Here is a 23302-nt window from a genome sequence, read left to right as displayed (position 1 = left end):
GCGGTCATCGCGTAGCTCTCCTGAAGGACTGTGGTAGGTCATCCAGAAGATCACGCGGTGGCCGCCTCTATGTGGAGGGCCCGCTGGTCACCGGGGCCGTCGCACACCACCTTGGTGGACGCCACTCGAGGCTCGGGCAGCCACCCGGCCATGCGCCGACAAGTCGACCCGACCTGTTACCGGGCGGTGCTGTTCGACCAACGCAACGCCGGCCGCAGTACCCCCAGCGCGTCACCGAGCTCGCGCAGGCCGCACTCGCTTCCGCGGCCTACAGCCGGCTCCTGCACCACCGCGACCCGGCGGTGCGGGCGAAGGCCGCGCCCTGCACTGGTGCGACTGATCGGCGACGCCGGCCACTCAGACGGAGGTATGACCTCGGTGCTGATCGAGTACGTGGACCGGGTCGCCCTCCAGCGCGGACCCCGGTGCCGGCTACACGACCGAGCACCGCAGGCAGGCTCGTGCGTCCGGTCAACGACTCAGGCACGACACGTTCGGTACCGGACTGTTCGCGCCCTCCCAGCGAGGTGCGGGAGCGGATCCTCAGCGGACATCCAGAACCTGCCGGGTTCAGTTGAGCCGCTGGGTCAGGTGGACCTCGACGTCGTCTCCGTCGCCCTTGCCGATGGCCGTGCGGATCGGAGCAGCCACCGGGAGCTTGTGGGTGCCGTCTCCCAGGGCCATGAAGGCTCCGGTGAACGGGTGCCCGTCGACGGTCCCGGCGACCTTGACCAGGCCGCGAGTCCCGAAGATCTGTGCTGACTCTGGCAGCTGGACGCAGGTCCAGGTGTCTGCCGGGCGGACCTTGCCCAGCCGGGCGGTGAACGTGATGTCCAGGGGACGGGGATCGGCCACGATCGTGCTCCTTCGCTCTGCTGGGCGCTGGGCTGTCGGGCTCACCGAAGCTCGCTCAGGTCGGAGTCCTCCAGGTAGACCAGACCGTTGCCGTCGGGGTCGGTGAAGGAGAACATCGCCGGGACCCCCTCCGTCCGCACCAGTTCCTCGTTGTGCACGGTCGCGCCGGCCTCGCGGACCGTGTCGTGGGCTTGTTGAGCATCGGAGGTGCCCAATCGGATGGCGATCGGGATCGGGCTGTCCGGGGGGAGGAGCACCAGGGCGACGCTCGAGCCGGGCGGGACGACCTCGATCATCCGCGCGCCCGGCCACACCTCCACGTCGGTGCCGAGCTCGCAGCCCGGTACTTCCGTGTAGAACCTCAGCGCGGCGTCCTGGTCAGCCACCGGAACGGAGAGACTCAACACTCTCGTCGTGATCGTCATACCGCCTCAGACGCCATCTCGCCCGGAAACTCATCGCCCGCGCCCGGCCGTCCCGCAAGGGGAACCCGCTCCGGCGACTCTGGGATGGGGGTAAGGCGCCTCCCCGTGACGTCCTGCACGGGATCCGGCTGCAGGTCGGCGGCTCGTGGGGACCTGAACGGCCCGACTTCTGGGCGACAGGCTCATTCACGAGCCAGGACCTGGCGTCGCGCTGACGTGTGCTCGGCCGATGAGTTGCGGGGCCGGGGCGGGTCTCCACCCGAGACACGAACGCCCCTTGCCCAGCAACGCATGTGACCGAAGGGACCAGCGATGGCCACCGAGACCCTCTCCGTCACCAGCACCGTCCCGGCGTCGGCAGACGCCGTGTTCACAGTGCTCGCCGATCCCGCCAGCCATGCGGCGATCGACGGCACGGGGTGGGTGTGTGGGCCGCGGGGCGGCGAGCGACTGACGCAGTCGGGGCAGGTGTTCAGAATGGCCATGTACCACGCCGACCATCCGGACGGCCGGTACGAGATCGCCAACCAGGTTCGGGAGTTCGATCCGCCGCGCCTCATCTCCTGGGCGCCGGGGACGGAGGACGCCGGGGGGCGCCTCAGCTTCGGCGGCTGGATCTGGCGTTACGACCTCGCGGCGGCGGCGGACGGCGACACCGAGGTCCGGCTCACATACGACTGGTCCGGCGCCACCCGACAGGCGCGCGAGGTCATCGGGTTCCCGCCGTTCGGCGTCGAGCACCTGCAGAACTCACTGCGCCATCTCGCGGTGCTCGCCACGGCGTAGGCAACCGCCCGACCGGGCGCGAGGCCCCGATGAGACCCGCTCCGGCAGCGGACGCGAGTTCGTCGACGCGGGGGACACGCTTGCTGCTGCCGGATGCGGGCGGGCGCAGTCGATCGTGGATGGCGTAGGCCTGGTCGTAGTCGCCGGGGCGGCCGGGCCGCCGAGCCACACAGGGAACGGCCATCGACCCACCGGCAGCGGCCGGGTGGGCCAGCTGTCCGCCGTCCCGAAAGCGGATCCCTCAGCAGTCAGCGCGTAGACGAAGCACCCGACCGCTCCTCGTCGAGGAGTTGGGCGAGACAGCGGCTGGCGAAGGGCACGAACTCCCGGGCGGGGAGCAGGACTCTTCCGGCGTTCCCGACGTCTGCCCCTCTCCCGGGGAGCCCGTGTCACGGTGCTGCCACCAGGCCGGCCCGGGCCGAGCGCGGCGCCGGTGGATCCGACAGCCCGTCCGTGTGTCGCGATCGTCAGCTCAGTCGACCGACAGCCGGTGGTGGGTGTCGGCGAAGTTCACGCCGGCCGAGGAGATGTCGAACAGCTGCTCGCCGTCTCCAGGTGTGGGGTCGGGCAGGTCGACGATGTGCATGACCTCGGGGCCGCCGAAGCAGGTGATCTGCACAGCGCGCATGCGGAAGAGGCCAGGGGAGCGCCGAGAGGTCGAGTGGGTGGTCGTCGTGGTCGCGCTCCGGGCGGGCCTGATCGATCTGTGCAGTCATCGCACGGGCGAACCGGGCGCTCGCCCACTCCCCAACGCCTCGGCACAGCGGGCGAGGTCGCGGCGTAGCCGGCTCTGGCGCCCTCCTGGCCGAGGTGGCCGAGCAGTGACGCCGTCACCGCACCTGGGAGCGGTCGTGTACCTGCGTGCACTGGTGTCGCGGGGCTGTGTCGGCGAAGTCGACGCCTGACGAGTTGATGACGAACGCTGCTCGCCGTCCGCGGGAACGGCGAGCAGCTGTTCGACGACGGCGATGACCTCAGCACTGCTCAAGCGGGTGATCTGCGCCGGCGCCGGTCCCGGGCCCCCGGCCCGTCGCGGATCCTCCTGTGGGCTCGCGGCCGTCTCCCGACCCCGGCCGTGTCGGCCCAGCTGACGAGCGGTGCTCAGTCGGCCAGGAACGCGCGCAGTTGCTCGACCACGAGGGCGTGGTCCTCGACCTGCGGCAGCCCCGAGACGCCCACCGTGCCGACCACCCCGAGCCCGGCAACGGTGATCGGGAAGCACCCGCCGTTGGCCGCGACGAGGGCATGGTCCAGCCGGGAGTCACTCGCGTAGTCCCGGCCGGCGGAGCGGAACTGCTCCCGGACACCCAGTGATGAGCGCTGGAAGTGCACGACTGCGGCAGCCTTGCGGTCCAGCCAGGCGTCGCTGTCCGGGGTGGCGCCGGGCAGGGCGGCGTGGAAGAGCCGCTGCCCGGCCAGGGTCACCCCCACGACGATCGGCAGCTCGCGGTCGAGTGCGGCATCGCGCAGGAACATGCCGAGGGCCCAGCCGGTCTCCCGGTCGAAGCGCGAGAACACCAGCTCACGCTCCTCGGCGGTGATCCGGGCCAGCGCGGCGGCGGCCTCTTCCCGCTCGCCCACCGGGACGCTCATGCCCCCGACGAGGCGGCCCACATGTTCAGCCCCCCGTCCTGGGCGTGCTCGTCGATCTGGGCCAGCTCGGTTGCGGTGAGGTCGGGGGCCTGGACGCAGCGGACGGTGTCGTCGAGCTGCTCGGGGCGGCTGGCGCCGATGAGCACCGAGGTGACCCGCGCATCGCGCAGCGCCCAGGACAGCGCCATCTGCGGCAGGGTCTGCCCGCGCCGCTCGGCCAGGGTGTTCAGCGCCCGGACCCGCTCGATGTTGGCCTCGCTCAGCATGCCTTCCCGCAGCGTCTTCCCCTGGGTCGCCCGCGACCCCTCGGGGACACCGTCCAGGTACTTGGTGGTGAGCAGACCCTGGGCCAGGGCGGAGAAGGCGATGACCCCGAAACCCTGCTGCTCGGCGACGTCCAGGAGGCTGGGCTCGCCCTCCTCGACCCAGCGGTTGAGCATCGAGTAGGAGGGCTGGTGGATCAACAGCGGCGTACCCAGTTGGCGCAACAGCTCGCTCATCTCAGCGCTACGGGCGGCGGAGAAGCTGGAGATGCCCACGTAGCGGGTCTTGCCCGCCCGGACGGCGGTGTCCAGCGCCGAGGCGGTCTCCTCCAGCGGCGTCTCGGGGTCGAAACGGTGCATGTAGAAGACGTCCACGTGGTCCAGCTGAAGGCTGCGCAGCGAGTGCTCCAGGCTGCCGAGCAGGTGCTTGCGTCCCCCACCGGTGCCGTGCGGGCCGGCGAAGAACGGGTAGCCGGCCTTGGTGGCGATGACCAGCTCGTCGCGCAACCCGGCAAAGTCCTCGGCCAGGATGCGGCCGACGTTGCGCTCGGTCGAACCGGCCGGCGGTCCGTACCCGTTGGCGATGTCGATGTGGGTGATGCCGAGGTCGAAGGCGTGCTGCAGCAGGGCGCGCTGGCGCACCAGTGGGGTGTCGTCGCCGAAGTTGTGCCAGGTGCCCAGAGACACGGCCGGCAGCTGCAGGCCGCTGCGGCCCACCCGGCGGTGCGGCATCCGGTCGTAGCGGTCGGGGGCAGGGGTGTAGCTCATCGGGGCTCTCTTCTCGTGGAGGGGCTCAGCCGGCGGTGAGCTCGGCGAGCAGGTCGAGCTGGCGTGGGTCGTCGAGGGCCGATCCGACGGCCACCACACGGGCGCCGGCAGCGAGGTAGTCCCGGGCGTTGTGGGCGTCGATGCCACCGGTGGCCACCAGGGGCAAACCGGGGAACGGCCCGCGCATCGCGGCGAACCACCCGATGCCCAGCACCGAGGCCGGGAACGCCTTCACCCAGGTCTGGCCGTCGGCCAGCGCAGCCTGCACGTCTGAGGGGGTGGCGACGCCAGCCAGGTGCGGCAGTCCGGCAGCCCGGCTGGCCGCGGTGACGGCCGGGTCGAAGCCCGGGGCCACGGTGAACACGGCGCCGGCATCGGCCGCCCGGCGGACCCGCTCGGCCGAGGTCACCGTCCCGGCGCCGACCACGCGGCCGGCGCTCGCTGCGGCCTCCACGGCAGCCTGCAGCGAGGCGACGGCCTCGGGGGACTGGATGGGCACCTCGACGACGTCGATGCCGACCGACCAGGCGCGCTCGCAGAGCGCAACCGTCCGTGCCGGGGTGTGTCCTCGGAGGATCGCCATCACCGGGGTGCGGGCGAACAGCGCGTCGAAGGTCGGCGGGGTGCGGCCCTCCGCGGTCACGGTCGCCATCCGATCGCACGCGACACGTCGCCGACCACCTCGTGCAGCCGGGGCAGCAGCTTCTCCAGCGCCGCCAGGTCGGCGCGCGCCTTGAGCGCGGTCACCGAGACGGCGGCCAGCACGTTCCCGCGGGCGTCGCGGATCGGCATGGCCACGCAGTTGACGTAGTCCTCGTACTCGGCGTCGTCCACCGACCAGCCGCGGCTGCGGACCTGCTCGAGTTCGGCGTCGTAGGCAGCGCGGGAGGTCAAGGTGGTCTCCGTGTGTCGGGTGAAGGCGTGGTCGGTCAGCATGCGGTCGACTACGACGTCGGGTTGGAACGCGAGGATGGCCTTGGCCACCCCGGCGGTGTGCAGCACGACCGGCTGTCCGACCTGTGAGTACAGCCGCACCATGCCCGGCTGCTCGATCTTGTCGGCGTAGACGATCGAGCTGCCGTCGAGCACCGCGAGGTGCACGGTGTGCAGGCACTCCCGGCCCAGCGCCGCCAGGTGCGGGCGGCTGATGTTGCGTAGGTCGAACTGCTCGGCCGCCATCGAGGCCAAGCCGGCCAGCCGGTAGCCGACCCCGTAGTGGCCGTCGGCGTGCCGGCGGGTCAGCCCGGCCTCGGTCAGTGTCTGCAGCATGCGCAGCGCGGTGGAGCGGTGCACGCCCAGGTGCTCAGCGACCTCGCTCTGGGTGCGTGGTCGCATGCTGACCAGCTCGAGGATCTCGGCTGCGCGCTGGATGCTCTGGGACACCGTCGTCTCCTCGTGTCGGCTCAGGCGGGGACGAAGTCTTGGGTGCTGGCCAGCGCGCGGGCGGCGGTTCGGTGTCCGAAGCCCAGCCGGTCGACGACGTCCTGTCCGCCGAGCATGGCGGACAGGTACCCAGCGGCGAAGGCATCTCCTGCACCGACCGGCTCCACCACCTGCACCGGGACCGCCGGCTCGAAGGTGGCGGTGGCCCCGTCGAACTCGGTGGCGCCCAGTGCGCCGTCCTTGACCACGAGGGTGCCGCGCAGCCCCAGTCGGGCGTACAGCCGGATGGCGTCGCTCTCGCCCCACAGGCCCTCGGCCTCGTCGCGACCGACGAACACCAGGTCGGCCGCGGACGACAGCCGGGCGAGCTCGGGAGCCGCCTCGGCGTGGGACCACAGCCCCGCCCGGTGGTTGACGTCGAAAGAGACCAGGGCGCCGGCGTCTCGGGCCGCGGCGATCGCGGCGTCGGTCAGCCGGGCGCAGCTGCCCGAGAGCGCCGAGGTGATGCCGGTGAGGTGCAGCACGCGCACCCCTCGCAGGTCCACCCGGTCCAGCACCTCCGGCCCCATCCGGGACGCCGCGGAGCCGGCGCGGTAGTAGTGCACCGTCGTCCCGTCCGGGCCGGGGTCCTTGAAGTAGACGCCGGTGGGTGCTGCGGGGTCCACGGCGACCCATCTGACGTCGACGCCGTGCCGGCTGACCTCGTCCACCAGCCGGGCCCCCAGCGGGTCCGCGCCGATGGCGCTGACCCAGGCCGCTCGATGACCGAGCCCGGTCAGGTACAGCGCCACGGTGGACTCGGCGCCGCCGATGCCGACGGTGAAGTGCTCCGCCGTCCGCAGCGGCTGCCGGGTGGTGGGGGTGACCAGGGCCATGCTCTCGCCCAGGGTCACGACCGTGGGGGCGTCGGCCTCAGCCGACCGGGGTGGGAGTGCGCTCACGGGAGCGGCGTCCTTTCAGAGAGCTGCGCAGAGGCGGGACGGTGACCGCGAGCACGCTCACGGCGATCAGCGTCATCCCGATGGGGCTGGAGAAGAGCGCGTCTCCGCCGTCGATGAGCAACGCGCGCCGCAGGTTGCTCTCGGCAAGCGGGCCGAGGATCAGCCCGAGCACCAGCGGGCCGGGCGGGAACCCGAACCGGCGCATCAGCAGGCCGAGCAACCCGAACACCCACATGAGGGCGACGTCGAAGACGCTGTTCTGCACCGCGAAGGTGCCCACCATGCAGAACGTCACCACGACGACGGCCAGGTAGCGCGGCGGCATGGTCAGCAGCTTGATCACCCCGCGCATGCGCATCAGGGCCAGGCCCAGGGCGAGCACCGTGGCCAGCGTCATCAGGCCGGCCAGGCTGTAGACCAGCTCGGGGTTGGTGACGAACAGCGCCGGGCCGGGCTGCAGGCCCCACACGACCATCGAACCGAGCATCACGGCCATCACCGAGTCGCCCGGCACGCCGACGGCCAGGGTCGTGGTCAGCGAGCCGCCCATGGTGGCGCAGCTGGCGCTGTCCGGTGCGGCCACGCCCTCCAGGGCGCCCTTGCCGAACCGTTCGGGGGTCTTGGAGGCGCGGCGCGCCTGGTCCCAGGCGACGACGCCGGCGATGTCGCCGCCGGCGGCCGGCACGACACCGACGACCGACCCGACCGTGCAGCCGATGGCCGTGGGCTTGACCAGCGAGCGGGCCTCGGCGCGGTTGGGCCACCAACGGCCGAGCTGGGTGATCGGCTGGGGCAGTGCGCCGGGGCGGGCGGTGACGAGCTGATTGGTCACCTCGGCGATGCCGAAGAGCCCGATGATCGCGGCGATGAACGGGACGCCACTGGCCAGCTCGTCGAACCCGAAGGTGAACCGTTGGTCACCGGTGATCGGGTCGCGCCCCACAACACCCAGCAGGAGCCCGGCGACCCCGGCGGCCAGACCCTTGACGACCCGGCCGCCGGAGACGCCGATCATCATGGTCAGCCCGAACACGACCAGGCAGAACAGCTCGATCGGCCCGAACTCCAGGGCGAACGCGGCCAGCGGCTGGGCCAGGAACACCAGGATCAGGATGCCGGCCAGCGACCCGACCGCGGACACCAGCGCGGAGCTGGTGAGCGCGATGCCGGCCTTGCCCTGCTTGGCCAGCGGATACCCGTCGAAGGTGGTGGCGATCGAGGCCGGCGTCCCCGGGGTGTTGATCAGGATCGAGGGGACCCGGTCGCCGAACTGGGCAGCGACGTAGATCGACAGCAGCACCGCCAGACCCGGCAGCGGGTCCAGGGTGAGGGTGAACCCGGCCGCCAGCGCCACCGCCATGGTGGCGGTGACCCCCGGCACGGCGCCGACCAGCGAGCCGAGCAACACCCCGATGACCAGGCAGAGCGCGATGTAAGGGTCGGCGAGGTCGCCGAGGCCCTCGGTGAGGGCGCTCACAGCGGCACCCGCAGCAGCAGGCCGAAGATCCCGTACGACAGCCCCACGATGATCGCCGGGAAGACCACCAGGGCACGGACGCCCCGGCTGCCGAGCACCGCGGTCACAGCCGCGACGAACGCGAACGTCACGGGCACGAAGTGGAGTTGATGCCAGGCGATGCCGTAGCCGAGGACCAGGGCGATGAGGCCACCCAGCTGCAGCAACCCGTGCCGGGTGACCGACTCGTCGTCGGGCACCGTGCGGCGCAGCAGGCCGGCGGCCGCGATGCCGGCGGCAGTCAGCAGCAGGCAGACACCCAGTACGGTCGGCCACCAGTCGGGACCGAGGCTCCCGTCGCCGGCGCGTCCGGGCAGGCCCCGGCTGCCGACCAGAGTGAGCGCCCCGAGGCCCGCGACAGCGGCGGCGACCAGCAGGTCTCGGGCTCGGCTGTAGGGGGCCGGTGCCGCCACGTCGACGTGCCCGTCCGCCGTGTCCCCGGCGAGCGTCGCGTCCGGGCCGGTGGACTCCACGGCTGGGCCGCCGGTGCGCTCGGCCTTCGCCGAGGGCACCGAGATCCGGGGGCTCACGACGTCAGCAGTTCGGCGAACCGGGTGCTCTCCTCATCGACGAACTCACTGGCTTCGTCGGCGTCCCGGTAGGTGACGATGTTGCCGCCGCTCTCGATCAGCTCGACGTAGGTAGGGGCCTCCACGGCGGTGGCGATGGCGGACTCCAAGGTGTCGCGGACGTCGTCGGGGAGACCGGTCGGTGCGGCGATGACCGCCCAACTACCGATCTGGACGTCGTAGCCCTGCTCGATCGCCGTCGGCACACCATCCAGGGCCGGAGCCGGCTCCTCGGTGAAGACCGCCAGCACGCGCAGCCGTCCGTCGGCGTTGGCTGGTGCCGTCTCGCCGATCCCGGCGATCACTGCGTCGACCTGGCCGCCGATGGCCGCGGTGACGGCAGGGGCGCCGCCGTCGAAGGGCACTGCCTGCACGTCGATGTCGGCGGCCTGGGACAGCGCGCTCACGCCGGCGTCCCAGATCGAGCCGGCACCGGCGGTCGAGATCGACAGCGTGCCCGGGTCCTCCTGCGCCGCCGTGACCAGGTCTTCGAGGGTCTGGTACGGACTGTCGGCCGGGACGGCGATGGTGCCGGGCTGGGCGTTGACCTGCCCGAGGAAGTCGTAGTCCGCCGGGTCGACGTCGAAGTCCTGGTATTGCAGCATGCTCACCTCGACCGGCAGGACGGCGATCGAGTAGCCGTCGGGGTCCTGGCCGGCGAGGAACTGCATGCCGACCGAGCCAGAGGCGCCTGGCCGGTTCTCCACGACGACGGAGACGCCCAGGTCGTCCTCGAGCTCCGCGCCCAGGGTGCGGGCGGTCAAGTCGGTGGCCCCACCGGCCGCCGTAGGTGTGTACAGGGTGATCGAGCCGTCCGGGAAGTCGCTTCCCTCGGCGGCCCCGCCACCGCCTTCACGGGAGGCGCACCCGCTGAGGGCGACGGCGAGGGAGGCGACCGCGACGACGGCGGCGGATCGACGGGCGGTGACGGGTGTGGACATCTTCGTCCTCTCGTATGTTGCATATACTGCAACGAGGTTGCCTAATGCGCACACGCTATGTCAGGCGCGTCACAGGGACAAGAGGGTCGTCCGGAATCGGCGTGGGCCCCGGATGCGGCGTGGCTGAATCGACGCCTGACGAGGAGTTGTCGAACAGCTGCTCGCCGTCCCTGGGGACGGGGTCGGGCGATCGACGGCGTTCATGACCTCCGACCCGCCGAAGCGGGCGACATGCACAGCGCCCATCACGGAGAGGCAGGACAGGAGCAGGCGCGCCGGACTCGGGCGAGCGTGATCGAGCGGGAAAGCTGGGTCTGCCGGCCGGTCCTCCCGGCGCCGACACAACGGAGGAGGCGTCACTGCGTTGCTGACTCAGCTGGGACGGACGTCGGCAGCACTCATGGGCCTGCCTCAGCCGGGTGCGGGCGGTCATCAGGGTGGGGGCGGACGGCGACCACCGCCACGTCGTCGTCGATGGCCCGCTGGTCGATGATGTCGTAGGCCGTGCCGAGCAGCCGTACGGCGGTGCCATCGGCGCTGCACAACGTCCGGTCCCTGCGGACACCCAGCGGGTGTCCCCGGTGGGCTGGCGCAGGCGGGTAGGCGGCGGCGGAGTTCCCGCAGGTGTCGATCGCGGTTTGCGGCGCCAGGGTGACCCGGCCCAGGTCGTCTGAGTGCAGCCGGTCGTTAACGCCGGTGATGCTGCTGTCGAAGGTGCCGGAGTCCGTGGCACTGCAGGGGCTGCCGAGAAGGACCACCGCAGCTCTGGTCATCAGGACCGTCGACTGTCAGAGCGCTCGGCGCGAGTCAGTGGCCATCGGGCCGGCTGTGGCGGGGACGGCGCGCCGGGAGGCGAAGGGCTCTGCACCGCCTGCACTCACGACCCGAGTGCCTGGACGCCGCCCGCCCACGACGAGCGGTTCGGAATAGGGGGCCGGCAGTCAGGCGCAGCGGGTCCTGCTCGACGCGAACCGCCCCGTGCTGGTGGTGAAGGCAGCGCACTAGACCCCGGCGCCCCCCGGCGTCGCCGTGCACGACCAGACAGGAGGGAACACCCGCGATGGCCAGGGTTCCAGCGACCACCGACCTGCGTGACGCCCACCCGACGATCCAGGTCTGCGAGCCGGTCTTCTCGGCCTTCGGTGGGAGCGAACGCCGACGAGCTCGCCGAGCAGCCGATCGGCATCCGCGTGCTGGGGACGTTCCCGCGCAAGAGCGAACGCGGGCGGCACTCCGGTCGTGCCGACCAGCCCGGCACCTTCGCCGGCGTGGTCTTCCCCGAGGGGGAGTGGCTCTGTGCGGCCTCCGACGGGGTCGTCGTCCTCCCGCAGACACCCGACCAGAGCTGACCGCCCGTGGTTGGCCGTCGTGCTCAACCGGCTCGCGCAACGGCCAGTCCCCGGGCTCACTTGACCACCATTTGAGTCCGTCCGCCCCCGTCCGCGGCAGTTCGCCGCAGACCGGACGAGCCGCTGACCAGCGGGAATGAACGTCAGCGAACTGGCACGGACCCCCCGCCCACGACTGGGGGTCAAGGGGTCGCAGGTTCAAATCCTGTCAGCCCGACAGATGCAGTTGCAGGTCAGGGGCGGGTCGACCATCAGGTCGGCCCGCCTTCGACGTGTTCGGGCGCGCCCATCACGACATCGGGGATCTCGGCTGGCCTCGGGTCGGCCGGTCTGGCCACATGTCGGCGCCCGGGTCGTCGAGATCGACAGGGCCTGCGGTCGGCGGCCATGTCTGACGCCGGCCCGGCGCGGCCCTGGTGCGTCACAGCACCAGGGCGGCCGGGTGGTCGGTCACGTCCAGCGGGACGCCGGGCCGGTGGGTGACAGGAGCCGACAGCATCCCGGCGATCGCGTCGGCGAGGAAGTCACCCACCGCCTGCCAGGAGGGGGCCGCGCCGTCGTGGTCGGACAGCCGCTCGACGTCCGCGCACGTCGTCGAGACGATCCGGGTCATCAGCCTCGCTCGCCCCACGACGACGTCCCGGCCCAGGTGGTCGAGACGAGCCACCACGGAATGGGTGATCGCGGAAGCGGATGGTGCCAGGTCCGTCGAATCGCCCAGCAGGCCCGCGGCCATCGGGTCGTGCAGCGCCTGGGCGAGGAAGCGGGCCCGGCTGCTGGGCTGCGGCAACGCCCCCAACGCGTCGGTGAACGGGACCACCAGGCTGCGGACGTCCTCCAGGACCGAGTCGGAGCCCGCGAACATCGCCCGCCGGGGGGGCTCCAGCGCGACGAGGTGGCGGGTGATCAGCGCCTGGAGCAGCCCTTCCCGGCCGCCGAAGTAGTACCGCACGGCGGAGTGGTTGGTGTTGCCCGCGCTCTCGGCGACCTTCCGGTCGGAGACCTGGGCGATGCCGGCCTCGGCGAACAGGCGCTCGGCCGCGTCCAGCAGAGCCGTGCGGGCAGCGTCGGACCGTGCCACCTGGGTGCCTCCTCGGCTGGCTTCCTCTGTTGTGACCCGCGTCAAGCTAGCCGGTTGCTGACTTTGTAAGTCATATGACTTACATTCAGATCGTCTCAGCCCGGGCGCACGCGTCCCGCTCCGCCGCCGCAGCCGGAGTCGGTCACCTCACCGATGCTCGCCCGCCCTCGTCAGGAGCAGTCGCATGGAGCCCCTCACTGCCGCATCGTCCGCCGCCGGTCCTCCCGTGGTCGGCCCGCCGATCGAGGACCGCCGGACCCGCATCGCGCGCTACGTCTTCCTGTTCCTCATCCCCTTCCTGATGGTCACGATGATGTACGCGACGTACGTCGGGACCATGCACGCGCCGCACCCGCGGGACATGCCCGTTGCGGTGGTCGGCGTCGGCGCGCAGGCGGAAGCGGTCGTGGACTTGCTCGCCGCCGTCCCGGACGACGCCGTGGCCCCGCGTCTGGTCCGCTCGGCGGGCGAAGCTGTCGAGCTGCTGGAGAGCCGGGAGGTCGTCGGCGCGCTGGAGGTCCCGCAGCCGGGCACCGACGCGGCGACCCTCTACACCGCCAACGCGGCCGGGCCCTCGCAGGCCACGACCGTCCAGCAGCTGCTCGCGCCGGTCGCCGTCCAGCAGGGCTGGACCATCGAGTCCGAGGACGTCGCCCCGCTGAACCCGGGTGACTCCTCCGGCACGGCGGTGCTCTTCGCCGCCATGGGGATGATGCTGGCCGGGTACGTCCCGCTCAGCGTGATCCTGCTGGGCCTGCCGCACCTGCTGTCGGTCCGGCGGTTCGTGCCGGTGCTCCTGGGCTGGGCGGCCGGGACGAGCGCGCTCATCTGGCTCATCCTCGGGCCGATCGTGGGTGCCGTGGACGGGCACTTCCTCGGCTTCTTCGGCGTCGGCATGCTGGCCGTTGGCGCGGTCGGGGCGGCCCAGCTGCTGTTCACCAAGCTGATGGGCCCCCTCGCCGTCCTCATCGGCATGCTGCTCTACGTCGTGCTGGGCATGCCGGCCTCGGGCCTGGCGCTGTCGGTCGACGTCATGCCGGGCTTCTTCTCCTTCCTGCACGGCGTGCTGCCGCTCCCGGCCGCGGGGGAGGCGCTGCGCTCGCTCGTCTACTTCGACGGTGACGGGCTCGGCAGGCACCTGCTCACGCTCACCGTCTGGGTCGTGGTCGCGCTGGGGCTGTCGCTGCTCAAGGAGCGCGCGAGCGGCCTGGCGGTCCCCGGCGCCCCGGCGGTCACCGACCCAGACGCGCCGCTCCCGGCGTTGGCCGGCGGCCCGCTGCGGTCCCTGCGGTTCCGCTACGTGACCGCAGCGGCGTTCCCGCTGTCCATCCTGGTCATGGTGGTCGGCCTGATGAGCTTCGCCATGCACGAGCCGACGGTGCGTGAGCTCCCGGTGGCCGTGGTCGGGTCGACGGGGCAGCAGGCGTCGCAGGTGGCCGACGGTCTCCAGTCGAGCCTGGGGTCGATGGTCGACGTCCAGGTGGCCGGGTCGGTGGACGCCGCGACCGACGCCGTCGTCGACGGGGAGGTCGTCGCCGCCTACGTGCTCCCCGCCGGCCCAGGTGAGGACGCCACCCTCTACACCTCCGCGGGCGCCGGCGTCAGCCAGCAGAGCGTGGTGCGCGCGGTGTTCGGTCAGGTCGCTGCCGGGCAGCAGGTGCCACTCACAGAGACCGACCTGACGCCGCTGCGCGACTCCGACACCATGGGCAGCAACAGCATGTACGTCGGCATGGCCTGGATCATGGCCGGCTTCCTGATCATGGCCGTCTTCCGCGGTGGTGCTCCCGAGCTGAAGCGCTTCCGCCAGTTCGGACCGCACCTCGCCGGTTGGTCGGTCGGCATGGCCGTCTGGCTGTGGCTGCTCTTCGACGTGGTCATCGGTGCGGTCAACGGGAACGCCTGGCAGATGATCGGCTTCGGGGCGGCGACCATCTTCGCCATGGCGGTGGTGACCGGCGTCTTCACCCGGACGCTGGGGCTGGCCGCGATCGTGCCGGTGATGGTCGTGCTGATGCTGGCCGGCGTCCCGGCCTCGGGGGGCGGACTGTCGCTGTACATGGTCCCCGAGGTCTTCCGCGGCCTGTCGGAGGTGCTGCCGCTGCCCGCGGCGGTGGACGCGGCGAGGTCGCTGGTCTACTTCGACGGTGCCGGGGTCGGCCGGGACCTCCTGGTCATCGCCGTATGGGGCGTCATCGGACTGCTGCTCAACCTCGTCGTGGACCGGTGGCTGCGGCGCCGGGAGGACGGGACCGGCGTCCCCGGGCCGGACGGCCGCCCCTCGCCTCCCGGGGCGGCGGACGAGGACGCCGACCGGGACGGGACCGACCGCACCGATGCCGACCGGCTCGAGGGCGCCGGGGCCCGCTGAGGACGACGGGCTGGGCGGCGATCCGCCGTCCAGCCCGGGCCGGGTCCGGGACGGGGTGGCACGGAGGCAAGTCCTGGCACCCCCTGCCGCTGCGCGTTCGGACGTGGTGACGCGCTGACCACGGGAATCCTGATCAGGGTGGACGGCGGCGGACCCCGCGCAGGAGATGGAGGTCAAGGGGTCGCAGGTTCGGGTCCCTGTCAGCCCGACAGAGCACGACACAGGGGCCGTTCCCGCGAGACCGGGGGCGGCCCCTGTCGCTGTTCCGGGTGTTCGACCACGTCTTCGACCACCGTCAGCCGACCCGAGTACCCCAGGACGGCGTTCAAGGTGGCCACGGCGTTCCGGAAGACGTCGGGGGAGACGTCGTCGGTGATGGCGATTGAGGAGTGGCCTCCGTGGACGTGTCGCGTCGGCTTGCTGATCTGCTGAGGCACATGGGAGTTGGTCCGGCGTCCGCCTGATCGGCCGCCTGTGGCGCTTGCACACATGCACTGGCCCCTGATGGTGCGGCCGGCCGCGATGGTTGCCTGGTGTTACTGGATTGTGACGTCCATCGGGGTTCGTTGTAGCGTCTCGGCCGGTCCGCCCGAGCCCCGATCTCGCCCAGAGGTCCTCGCGCAGACCCCGTCGAACTGCTACCGCTCACGCGGTGGAAGACCGGGGACCCATCGTTCCCTGGGGTGAATCTCGCCTGGCCCATGCGCCGCCGCGAGTAGGGCTGTCTCCGGCCCGAACCCGTCAGCTAACTCGGTAGACGGCGAGGGAGAACGGAGCTCGCCGCGTTGGCGACGTCGCACGACACCGTCTTGCAGCACCATGTCCACCGACGCCGCCGCGCCCGATGGCGCGCCGCGTTCACTGCGCCGACGCTGGCCGCCGGTGCTGCCCTGCTGCTGGTGCTCACCGGTCCGGCAGCCCACGCCGCACCTGAGCCCCCGCCGGCCCCGGCAGGCCAACCCGGACTCGCCGAGGCCGAGGCCGCGCTGGCCAGCGTCGAGGCGTCGGTGGTGGCGGCGGAGGAGACCCTGCGGCGGCTCACGGTGGAGGCTGAGGCGGTCGCCGACCAGAGCCTGGTCGCCCAGGCCGCGCTGCTCACAGCCCGGCAGGAGGCCGACGCCCGGGTGGCCGAGCTGACGGCTGCGCAGGCAGCAGTCGGGCAGGCGCGAGCCGACGTCGTCGCACTGGCCCGGCAGAGCTACATGGGCGCTGACGCCTACGGCAGTGCGTCGGCCTTCTTCGCCGCAGGAAGCCCCGAGGAAGTCCTCCAACGAGCCGCCACGCTGGAGCTGCTGGGTGATGACCGGGGCGAGCGACTGGACGAGCTCGAGGTCGTCCAGCGCCAGCAGCAGGCGGCTACCGAGGCAGCGAAGGCCGCCGTGGTTGCCCGCGATGCGGCCGCCGCATCCGCCGCGGAGGCCGAACGGGTCGCCAACGACGAGCTCGCCGCGGCGCAGCAGACCTACGACGCCGCCGTGGGGGACAGGGCCGCGTTGGAGCAGCAGTTGCAGGAGGCGCGGGAGCGGGTGGTCACCCTCGGGGGCGATGCTGCTGCGGAGCCGGTGGAACAGCAGGCCGGCAGCGATGTCACTGCGGTACCGACGGAGCAACCGAGCAGTGGCGATGTCGATGCACTACTGGCGGAACGGCTGGACGGTGCGGCTTCCCGGGGAGGTGGACGGCCCGTGCCCAACGCCGGCATCCCGACCGCGGGCCGGGTGACCTCCTGCTACGGCGCCCGCTGGGGGACGATGCACCACGGCGTGGACATCGCCGCCCCGATCGGCACACCGATCTATGCGCCCGAAGCCGGCGTGGTGCTCCAGGCCGGCCCCGCATCCGGCTTCGGGTTGGCTGTCTACCTGGAGCATGAGGACGGCTCGATCACCCTCTACGGGCACATCGACAGCTACTCGGTCGAAGCGGGACAGCAGGTGTCCGCTGGGCAGCAGATCGCGCTGGTGGGCAACACGGGTCAGTCCACCGGTCCGCACCTGCACTTCGAAGTGCATCAGGGTGGGCTCTACCAGGACCGCAGCAACCCGGTTCCGTGGCTGGCCGCCCGCGGCCTGCCGCTGGGCGGTAGCTGCGGCTGACCTCGGGGGCCTCGAACGCTGTCAGTCGCTGACACCACTGGGCGGTCAGCGCCGCTGAGTGGTGGTTGCCGTGGGACCGTCACGCCGTCTTGCGGTCATGCTCAGCGTGGGAGGAAGGGCCCGGGCGTCACGTCCCCCTGGAGGCTGTCGGGGTCGGCTTCGGGGGATCAGCCATGCGGGAACCGTGGCGCGAGGCGGCAACCGAGCAGGAGATGGACCGGCACCGAGGCCGACACTCGGTCCAAGCGGCCGACGGCCTTCTCGGGTGCGCCAGCCAGGCCGTCGTACCTTCGTGTGGAGGAGGTGGTCCTGGTGGCACGGCTATGGGCGGCGCTGCTGCTGTTGGCTGCTGTCTTCGCCATGCACGGGATCCAGTGCGCGGCCGCGGGCTCAGCGCTGGCACACGGGTCCACATCGCTCAGTGCGGCTGCCTCGGTCGATGTACCGGCAGCGTCCGTCCATCTGGGCCCCGTCGCAGGTGCGATGCCCGACCACCGGCGCGTCGCAGCCACACGCGGGGCAGCAGACGCAGATGCCACCGGGTCCAGCGGCCTGCCGGCCCCGTGGCACGACGGTCACCTCCTGGCGGTGTGCCTCGCCGTTCTGCTCGCGGGGCTGACCGTCCTCGCGGCCGTGGTGCTCCGCCGAGGCTCGGCGCTCCCGCCCGCCCGCGGCTCGCCCACACCTTCCCGCTGGCCCACCGGGTGGTCGAGGCAGCCTCGACCACCCACCCTCTCTGCTCTCTGTCTCCTGCGGATCTAGGCCGAACAGCTGCACCCCGACAGCTCCCGCTGTCCCGGGGTCCTGCACGCATGCCCACATCTGTCAGACAGGAGACCCAGCATGACCCGCACCAGCATTCGCCTCGTCCGCCTCACCGGTGGGCTGATGGCCGCCGTCATCGTCCTCGCCGGCTGCTCGGACACCGAGCAGACCTCCGCCACCGGCGGCAACGCGGCCGACGACAGCTCCGCCGAGCAGGGCGCGGAGTTCAACGACACGGACGTCGCGTTCGCGCAGGGGATGATCCCGCACCACGAGGGCGCGCTCATGATGTCCGCGGTCGCCATCGACCGCGCCTCCGATCCCCGGGTCGTGGACCTGGCCGAGCGGATCGAAGCAGGTCAGGACCCGGAGATCGACCTCATGACGGCCTGGCTGGAGGAGTGGGGCCAGCCGCTCGAGGAGCCCGGTCCGATGGGCGGCATGGACCACGGGTCCGGGGACATGGGCGGCATGGGCATGGACGGCGGCATGGGCATGGGCATGGAGGAGATGCCTGCGGCCGGCCGGGACTTCGACCGCATGTGGCTCGACGCCATGATCGAGCACCACGAGGGCGCCGTCGAGATGGCGCAGACCGAGGTCGAGGACGGCCGCAATGCCGAGGCCGTCGACCTGGCTCGCTCGATCAGCGAGGTCCAGGCGCAGGAGATCGAGGAGATGCGGCAGCTGCTCACCGAGCTGGGTGGCTGATCCGTTCCTGGTGGGGCGCGGTGCCGTCCGGGCACCGCGCCCCACCTCTCCCGTGTCCCGGGTGGCCTCGGCCGCTCGATCGCCGCCGCAGTTCGGTCGACTCGTGCGGTGACCGCAGTCCCCTCAGCGGCTGTCCCCGCGCACAGCCCGTCGATGTGGTCCGCCGCGTCCAGAGCACCCGGACCCGCTCGGCGAGGGGCCCGCCGGGCGACGTCGGACCCGGTGAGCGGACATCACCTCTCGGCAGCCGCGCGCATCGCTCGTGACGCTGGAGGCGGCCGACGGACACCATCGGTGCGGGTCTCCAGGGCACACTCGCGCTGTGGAGCGTCATGAGTTCGGCGCAGCAGTGCGCCACCTGCGGGAGAGCACGGACCCCTCGGGTGTCGGGCTGCCAGTCGGCGGGCGGCGGGTCCCCGGCCTGCGGCGGGAGGAGCTCGGTGAGCTCGCCGGCATGTCCGCCGACTACGTCCGCCGACTGGAACAGGGACGGAGCCATCCCTCGGCCGGCGTGGTCAAGGCCATCGCCCGGGCCATGCGCGTCGGACGGGCGGACTACGAACGGCTCTCTGCGCTCGCCGGGTACGCCGCCGCGGACGGGCAGGTGCCGACCGACCTGGGGCCGGGCGCGACGCGGCTGCTGGAGCGGTTCTCCGACACCCCGATGATCGTCACCGATGCGGCGATGAACGTCGTCGCGGTCAACAGCGGGTTCCTGGCCCTGGAGCACTGGGACCTCACCGGGGAGCGCTGGGAGTGGAACGTGGCCTGGCGCATCTTCTGCCACCCGTTCGCTGCCTTCCAGCAGTCCGACGCCGACGCCGCCGATCACGAGACGATCCAGGTGGCTCAGCTGAGAGCCGCGCTGTTGCGGTACCCCGGCGATGCGTCGCTCGCCGCGATGGTCGACGAGATGCGGACCCGGAGCCGGCGGTTCGACACGCTCTGGCGGGCACCGCGACCGGTGGCGGCCTACGAGAGCAGCGCGACCTTCACCCAGTCCGACGGGGACTCCCTCACCCTCGTCGGGAACCTGATCGCCATCCCCGGTGACGACCTGGCGGCCGTCATGCTGACCGCGGAGCCGGGTTCGCGCGATGCGGCGCGGCTGGTGGAGGTGGTCGGCGCAGCCGATGGACGGGCGGTCGTCAAGGTGGGCCAAACCGGCCCAGGCTGACAGCGCCGGGACCTGCGACGTTGGGTGACGTCTCAACGACGTCACCACCACGAGAGCGGGTCCAGCGATGAAGGCAGTGCGTTTCCACGAGGTCGGCGGTCCTGAGGTCCTGCGCTACGAGGACGTCGACCAGCCCACCCCCGGCGCAGGCGAGGTACGGGTGCGGGTGGCGGCCTCGGCGTTCAACGTCGCCGACGCCGGCATGCGCGGCGGCTTCCTGCCGATCCCGGTCGTGCTGCCGCACGTGCCCGGATACGACGTCTCCGGCACGGTCGACGTGCTCGGGGACGGCGTCGGCGGCACCACCGGCGAGGGCGGCCTGCAGGTGGGGGACGCGGTGATCGGCTTCCTGCCGATGGAACGGGACGGCGGCGCGGCGGAGTACGTGATCGCCCCGGCGGAGGCGCTGGTCCCGGCCCCCACGAAGATCCCCCTGCCCGACGCGGCAGGTCTGCCGTCGGTGGCGCTGGCGGCCTGGCAGGCGTTGTTCGACCTCGGGGAGCTGACCGCCGGGCAGCGGGTCCTGGTCAACGGTGCCGGGGGAGTGGTCGGCAAGTACGCCGTCGCGCTGGCCGCACGAGCCGGGGTGTCGTGGCGACCGCCAGTCCGCGCAGCAGCGCCGCCGTCCGCGCAGCCGGCGCCGACCAGGTCATCGACCACACCACCACGGACGTGCTGGACGCGGTCGACGAGCAGGTCGACGTGCTGGTCAACCTCGCCCCCATCGACCCCGACCGGTTCGCCGCGTTGGTCGCCCTGGTCCGCGACGGTGGCAAGGTCGTCAGCACGACCGCGTTCATGGCCACCCCCGGTGACGAGACCCGCGGCGTCAGCGCAGCGACCGTGTTCGTGCTGCCCGACCGGGACCGCCTCACCGAGCTGGTGTCCCTGGTCGACAGCGGGGACCTGCAGGTCGAGGTCACCCGCCGCATCCCGCTGACCGAGCTGCCCGCGCTGCACGCCGAGGCCGCCGCCGGTCGCCTCGAGGGCAAGGTCGTCGTCGAACCGGCCTGAGCCCGCGACCTGTGCTTCCCGGGCCGTCGCGCCGGGCGCCGGGTGTGGTCGACTGGAGTTGCGGCCTCGCGTGCCGATGTGGCTGGTGTCCCCTGCGGGACGCACACCGATGAGGGGATGTGGACGTGGAGCACTTGCGCCGACTGCAGATCGAGCGGCCCGTGGTCTTCTGGGTCGTCGTGCTGGCGGGCTTCTTCGTGGCCTTCCAGCTGCTGCTGTTCGTGGCGGCGCTGCTGCTGGGTCCGTTCGGGCTGCCGGCCTGGGCGCCCATCGCGGTGGTGCTGGCCGGTCTGGTCGTCGTCGCGCGACGGCAGCAGCGCTGACCCGACCGCCCGGCCGGGACGACCTGCCCGGCCGGGCGGCTGCGGTCAGAAGGAGACCGGGAGCTCCTCGACGCCGTGGACGAACGACAGCCCCCGCCAGGGGAGCGCCTCCTCGGGAACGGCGAGAGCGAGGTCAGGGAAGCGGCGGAACAGCGCCGGGAGCGTGATGCGCAACTCCATGCGCGCGAGCTCAGCGCCGACGCAGCGGTGCATCCCGTGGCCGAACGCCAGGTGGCCGCCGGCGGGGGACCGGTCCGGTTGGAACCGGTCTGGCTGTGGGCCGGCCCAGGCCGGGTCGCGGTCGGCCCCGCTGAGGGAGACGGCGACGAGGTCGCCCTGCCGGATCGGGCAGCCGGACAGCTCCAGGTCCCGCTTGGCGAACCGCGGGAAGGCCACCTGGACCACCGACAGGTAGCGCAGCAGCTCCTCCACCAGGCCGTCGATCTCGGCCGGTGAGCCCTCTCGGACGATGGCGGCATGGGCGGGGTCGCGCAGCAGCACCATGGTGCCCAGGGAGATGGAGCTGGCAGTGGTCTCGTAGCCGCCGGTGACGATCCCGTCGACGAGGCCCGCGAGGTCGTCGTCGGAGAGGGCGTCGCCCTCGGCCTGGAGGATCCGCCCGATCAGGCCGTGCCCGGGCGCCGTCCGCTGCCGCGCCACCACGTCGAGGAGGATACGCTTCTGCTCCGACACCGCACCGAGCGCCGCGGCCGCGCCCCCCGTGGCGTCGAAGCGCTGGGTGCCCAGCCGGACGAAGGCCTCGTGGTCGGCGTCGTCCAGCCCCAGCAGCCCGCAGATTACGTCCATGGGGACCCGCCAGGAGACGTGCTCGGCGAGGTCTGCAGGCGATCCGGCGGCGGCGAGCTCGTCCAGCCGGCGGGTGACGATCGCCTCGACCGTGGGCTCCAGCCGGTCCAGCCGGCGTCGGGTGAACTCCGGGGCCACGAGCTTGCGCAGCCGGGTGTGCAGCGGCGGGTCGGTGAACCACAGGCCGCCGACGTCTGCTGTCGACCCGGGCCCGGCGTCGCCGAACAGGTGCCGGATGTCGTTGCTGTAGGAGTCGCGGTCGGCCAGGACGGCGCGGGCCTGCTCGTACCCGGTGACGAGGTGCGCCGCGAGACCCATGGGCAGGTCGAGTCGCTCCACCGGACAGCGGGCGCGCAGTTCGGCGAGCTCCGGCACGGGGTGGACCCCGCGCCGCAGCAGGGGCAGCCGAGCGCTCTCCGGGAAGAAGGTCAGCTCGGTGAGGTCGATGCCCTTCTTGCGGATCCGTCGCTCCACGATGCGGCCCAGCCATGCCTGGGCCACGGCCCGTGCGCTGCGCTGGCGCCGCGACCACCCGCGCGATCTCCGCGTCACCGGTCGGGCGGCCAGGGCGGCGGTCCGCCGCACGCGGCGACGCCTGGACCTGCGTGGTGCTGAGAAGTCGGTCGTGGACATGATCCCTCGTCGTCGTCCGGGCACCGGCGCGACGGCGAGCCACGCCGAGCCCACCGGGGGACCAGCACCCGACCGGCGTCGGGTGCTGATCGTGCGACGTCCGCCGTGCGACGACGTCGTGGGACCTCGATCGGATCACGGGCGTCGCACGGTCGCCGTCGACGGTGCCCGCGCCGTGGCGGGCCGTCCGTGGCGGTGGGCTCTGCCCCGACCATCCCATGCGGACGGCCGGACACCGTCGGCGGCCCTCGGAGGCGGAGACGGACAGTGCCCCCCTGCCCGCGGTACGGGCAGGGGGGCACTGTGTCCGGGTGGAGCGGACCGGGCGGGTCAGCCCGCCAGGTAGTTCACGTGCGGGTGGTCCATGTGGTTGGCCGTTGCGCTCCCGCGGTCGGCCATGGGGCTCCACGAGCCGGTCGGCGACATGAGGATGCGCTGCTGCCAGATGATGTAGTCCACGCCGAGGGCGTCCCAGTTGGCGATGTGGTACTCGACGATCGCATCCCCGAGCGCGGTGTCGGACATGACCATGTAGTCCAGGGCCAGCCCGGAGGGGTGGCCGTTGGGGTCGGTGGCGCTGGCCCGCGTCCCACCGATGGTGATGCCCGCGGCGCCCGGCACGTCGGTCACGACGGCGTTCGCGGCGGCCTGCGCGCGCGGCTGCACGGGACCGGAGCTGTTGCTGATCTGGGCGATCGTGGACGGGGAGGCAGCGGTCACCGCCACCGCCGGGGCCACCGCCACCGCCGGGGCCACTGCCGGCGCGGATCGTCTGCTCGATCGCGGCCGTGGTGACCGCCGCGACCAGGGCCACGAGCCAGCCACCACCGAGCAGGAAGGCGACACAGGCTGCCACGCCCGACCAGCCGAGCGCGTGGATCGACCGGCGGTAGGGGTGCGGCGCCGACAGCACGTCGTCCAGCTGACGGTGCGCC

General features: G+C 72.3%; 23 protein-coding genes, 2 pseudogenes and 1 riboswitch. Of the genes and pseudogenes, 9 read left to right on the top strand and 16 right to left on the bottom strand.

The window, feature by feature from the left end; genetic code table 11:
- Positions 1 to 570: 570 nt before the first annotated feature.
- Positions 571 to 855 carry a DUF1905 domain-containing protein gene (locus G5C62_RS15205; protein ID WP_081975589.1) on the bottom strand — a complete coding sequence of 95 codons (285 nt, stop codon included), beginning with the start codon at positions 853 to 855 and terminating at the stop codon, positions 571 to 573.
- A gap of 41 nt (positions 856 to 896) precedes the next feature.
- The gene (locus G5C62_RS15200; RefSeq protein ID WP_164701652.1) at positions 897 to 1280 is read right to left on the bottom strand and encodes a VOC family protein; all 384 of its coding nucleotides are present in this window, start codon (positions 1278 to 1280) and stop codon (positions 897 to 899) included.
- 312 nt (positions 1281 to 1592) lie between these two features.
- Between G5C62_RS15200 and G5C62_RS15195 the strand changes: the two genes are divergently transcribed.
- Positions 1593 to 2066, top strand: coding sequence for an SRPBCC family protein (locus G5C62_RS15195; RefSeq protein ID WP_164701651.1), 474 nt, complete (start codon positions 1593 to 1595; stop codon positions 2064 to 2066).
- Positions 2067 to 2538: 472 nt separating this feature from the next.
- Here the strand turns inward: G5C62_RS15195 and G5C62_RS15190 are convergent, their stop codons facing one another.
- The 10 genes from G5C62_RS15190 to G5C62_RS15145 form a co-directional block, all read right to left on the bottom strand.
- The gene (locus G5C62_RS15190) at positions 2539 to 2694 is read right to left on the bottom strand and encodes a Zn-dependent oxidoreductase (RefSeq protein WP_164701650.1); all 156 of its coding nucleotides are present in this window, start codon (positions 2692 to 2694) and stop codon (positions 2539 to 2541) included.
- 473 nt (positions 2695 to 3167) lie between these two features.
- Positions 3168 to 3659, bottom strand: a complete 492-nt coding sequence (locus G5C62_RS15185) for a heme-degrading domain-containing protein (protein WP_164701649.1) — start codon at positions 3657 to 3659, stop codon at positions 3168 to 3170.
- Positions 3656 to 4690, bottom strand: coding sequence for an L-glyceraldehyde 3-phosphate reductase (mgrA, locus tag G5C62_RS15180; protein ID WP_164701648.1), 1035 nt, complete (start codon positions 4688 to 4690; stop codon positions 3656 to 3658). The genes G5C62_RS15185 and mgrA overlap by 4 nt, the downstream gene beginning before the upstream one ends.
- Positions 4691 to 4715: 25 nt before the next feature.
- Entirely contained in the window at positions 4716 to 5342 is a 627-nt protein-coding gene (locus G5C62_RS15175; protein WP_164701647.1) for a bifunctional 4-hydroxy-2-oxoglutarate aldolase/2-dehydro-3-deoxy-phosphogluconate aldolase, read from the bottom strand.
- The gene (locus G5C62_RS15170; protein ID WP_164701646.1) at positions 5330 to 6073 is read right to left on the bottom strand and encodes an IclR family transcriptional regulator; all 744 of its coding nucleotides are present in this window, start codon (positions 6071 to 6073) and stop codon (positions 5330 to 5332) included. Before G5C62_RS15170 ends, G5C62_RS15175 begins: the two co-directional genes overlap by 13 nt.
- Positions 6074 to 6093: 20 nt before the next feature.
- Positions 6094 to 7014: a sugar kinase gene (locus tag G5C62_RS15165; protein ID WP_164701645.1), complete on the bottom strand. Its 921-nt coding sequence runs from the start codon at positions 7012 to 7014 to the stop codon at positions 6094 to 6096.
- Positions 6986 to 8491 (bottom strand): tripartite tricarboxylate transporter permease, encoded by a 1506-nt coding sequence (locus G5C62_RS15160; protein WP_164701644.1) that lies wholly within the window; start codon positions 8489 to 8491, stop codon positions 6986 to 6988. The genes G5C62_RS15165 and G5C62_RS15160 overlap by 29 nt, the downstream gene beginning before the upstream one ends.
- The gene (locus G5C62_RS15155) at positions 8488 to 9060 is read right to left on the bottom strand and encodes a tripartite tricarboxylate transporter TctB family protein (RefSeq protein WP_164701643.1); all 573 of its coding nucleotides are present in this window, start codon (positions 9058 to 9060) and stop codon (positions 8488 to 8490) included. Before G5C62_RS15155 ends, G5C62_RS15160 begins: the two co-directional genes overlap by 4 nt.
- Positions 9057 to 10040: a tripartite tricarboxylate transporter substrate binding protein gene (locus G5C62_RS15150; protein ID WP_164701642.1), complete on the bottom strand. Its 984-nt coding sequence runs from the start codon at positions 10038 to 10040 to the stop codon at positions 9057 to 9059. The genes G5C62_RS15155 and G5C62_RS15150 overlap by 4 nt, the downstream gene beginning before the upstream one ends.
- A 398-nt stretch (positions 10041 to 10438) precedes the next feature.
- Positions 10439 to 10813 carry a hypothetical protein gene (locus G5C62_RS15145; RefSeq protein ID WP_164701638.1) on the bottom strand — a complete coding sequence of 125 codons (375 nt, stop codon included), beginning with the start codon at positions 10811 to 10813 and terminating at the stop codon, positions 10439 to 10441.
- 369 nt (positions 10814 to 11182) lie between these two features.
- Here G5C62_RS15145 and G5C62_RS15140 point away from each other — a divergent pair, with 369 nt between their 5' ends.
- Positions 11183 to 11389 (top strand): hypothetical protein, encoded by a 207-nt coding sequence (locus G5C62_RS15140; protein ID WP_241175920.1) that lies wholly within the window; start codon positions 11183 to 11185, stop codon positions 11387 to 11389.
- 421 nt (positions 11390 to 11810) lie between these two features.
- Here the strand turns inward: G5C62_RS15140 and G5C62_RS15135 are convergent, their stop codons facing one another.
- Positions 11811 to 12470 (bottom strand): TetR/AcrR family transcriptional regulator, encoded by a 660-nt coding sequence (locus tag G5C62_RS15135; RefSeq protein ID WP_164701641.1) that lies wholly within the window; start codon positions 12468 to 12470, stop codon positions 11811 to 11813.
- Positions 12471 to 12654: 184 nt separating this feature from the next.
- Between G5C62_RS15135 and G5C62_RS15130 the strand changes: the two genes are divergently transcribed.
- The 7 genes and pseudogenes from G5C62_RS15130 (at position 12655) to G5C62_RS15105 (ending at position 20927) form a co-directional block, all read left to right on the top strand.
- Complete coding sequence (locus G5C62_RS15130; protein ID WP_036335486.1) at positions 12655 to 14841, top strand: ABC transporter permease; 2187 nt, start codon at positions 12655 to 12657, stop codon at positions 14839 to 14841.
- A gap of 618 nt (positions 14842 to 15459) precedes the next feature.
- Positions 15460 to 15615: riboswitch (cyclic di-AMP (ydaO/yuaA leader) on the top strand.
- 35 nt (positions 15616 to 15650) lie between these two features.
- Positions 15651 to 16937 carry a M23 family metallopeptidase gene (locus G5C62_RS15125; RefSeq protein WP_241175919.1) on the top strand — a complete coding sequence of 429 codons (1287 nt, stop codon included), beginning with the start codon at positions 15651 to 15653 and terminating at the stop codon, positions 16935 to 16937.
- An 843-nt stretch (positions 16938 to 17780) separates the two neighbouring features.
- Positions 17781 to 18413: a DUF305 domain-containing protein gene (locus G5C62_RS15120; RefSeq protein ID WP_036335484.1), complete on the top strand. Its 633-nt coding sequence runs from the start codon at positions 17781 to 17783 to the stop codon at positions 18411 to 18413.
- Positions 18414 to 18735: 322 nt separating this feature from the next.
- The gene (locus G5C62_RS15115) at positions 18736 to 19590 is read left to right on the top strand and encodes a helix-turn-helix domain-containing protein (protein ID WP_164701640.1); all 855 of its coding nucleotides are present in this window, start codon (positions 18736 to 18738) and stop codon (positions 19588 to 19590) included.
- A gap of 67 nt (positions 19591 to 19657) precedes the next feature.
- Positions 19658 to 19873: pseudogene (locus G5C62_RS29030) on the top strand (NADP-dependent oxidoreductase); the annotation flags it as partial.
- 308 nt (positions 19874 to 20181) lie between these two features.
- Positions 20182 to 20604 (top strand): zinc-binding dehydrogenase, encoded by a 423-nt coding sequence (locus G5C62_RS28145; RefSeq protein ID WP_241175918.1) that lies wholly within the window; start codon positions 20182 to 20184, stop codon positions 20602 to 20604.
- Positions 20605 to 20729: 125 nt separating this feature from the next.
- Positions 20730 to 20927 (top strand): hypothetical protein, encoded by a 198-nt coding sequence (locus G5C62_RS15105; protein ID WP_036335543.1) that lies wholly within the window; start codon positions 20730 to 20732, stop codon positions 20925 to 20927.
- A gap of 45 nt (positions 20928 to 20972) precedes the next feature.
- Here G5C62_RS15105 and G5C62_RS15100 read toward each other — a convergent pair whose 3' ends face one another.
- The 3 genes and pseudogenes from G5C62_RS15100 to G5C62_RS28715 form a co-directional block, all read right to left on the bottom strand.
- A complete protein-coding gene (locus G5C62_RS15100) occupies positions 20973 to 22235 on the bottom strand; it encodes a cytochrome P450 (protein WP_241175917.1) in 1263 nt (420 codons plus the stop codon).
- Between the two features lie 462 nt (positions 22236 to 22697).
- The gene (locus tag G5C62_RS15095) at positions 22698 to 23123 is read right to left on the bottom strand and encodes a hypothetical protein (RefSeq protein WP_206330664.1); all 426 of its coding nucleotides are present in this window, start codon (positions 23121 to 23123) and stop codon (positions 22698 to 22700) included.
- Positions 23124 to 23157: 34 nt separating this feature from the next.
- Positions 23158 to 23289 (bottom strand): annotated as a pseudogene (locus G5C62_RS28715) (threonine/serine exporter family protein); the annotation flags it as partial.
- Positions 23290 to 23302 lie beyond the last annotated feature (13 nt).

Source organism: Modestobacter sp. KNN46-3 (genome assembly GCF_011039295.1).
This window is presented reverse-complemented; position numbering and strand designations above follow the sequence as displayed.

What these genes read in the sequence shown, in the direction of transcription:
- G5C62_RS15190 (WP_164701650.1), bottom strand. Translation starts at nt 2,694, where the DNA reads ATGCGCGCTGTGCAGATCACCTGCTTCGGCGGCCCCGAGGTCATGCAC.
- G5C62_RS15175 (WP_164701647.1), bottom strand. Translation starts at nt 5,342, where the DNA reads ATGGCGACCGTGACCGCGGAGGGCCGCACCCCGCCGACCTTCGACGCG.
- G5C62_RS15145 (WP_164701638.1), bottom strand. Translation starts at nt 10,813, where the DNA reads ATGACCAGAGCTGCGGTGGTCCTTCTCGGCAGCCCCTGCAGTGCCACG.
- G5C62_RS15195 (WP_164701651.1), top strand. Translation starts at nt 1,593, where the DNA reads ATGGCCACCGAGACCCTCTCCGTCACCAGCACCGTCCCGGCGTCGGCA.
- G5C62_RS15130 (WP_036335486.1), top strand. Translation starts at nt 12,655, where the DNA reads ATGGAGCCCCTCACTGCCGCATCGTCCGCCGCCGGTCCTCCCGTGGTC.
- mgrA (WP_164701648.1), bottom strand. Translation starts at nt 4,690, where the DNA reads ATGAGCTACACCCCTGCCCCCGACCGCTACGACCGGATGCCGCACCGC.
- G5C62_RS15200 (WP_164701652.1), bottom strand. Translation starts at nt 1,280, where the DNA reads ATGACGATCACGACGAGAGTGTTGAGTCTCTCCGTTCCGGTGGCTGAC.
- G5C62_RS15150 (WP_164701642.1), bottom strand. Translation starts at nt 10,040, where the DNA reads ATGTCCACACCCGTCACCGCCCGTCGATCCGCCGCCGTCGTCGCGGTC.
- G5C62_RS15120 (WP_036335484.1), top strand. Translation starts at nt 17,781, where the DNA reads ATGACCCGCACCAGCATTCGCCTCGTCCGCCTCACCGGTGGGCTGATG.
- G5C62_RS15185 (WP_164701649.1), bottom strand. Translation starts at nt 3,659, where the DNA reads ATGAGCGTCCCGGTGGGCGAGCGGGAAGAGGCCGCCGCCGCGCTGGCC.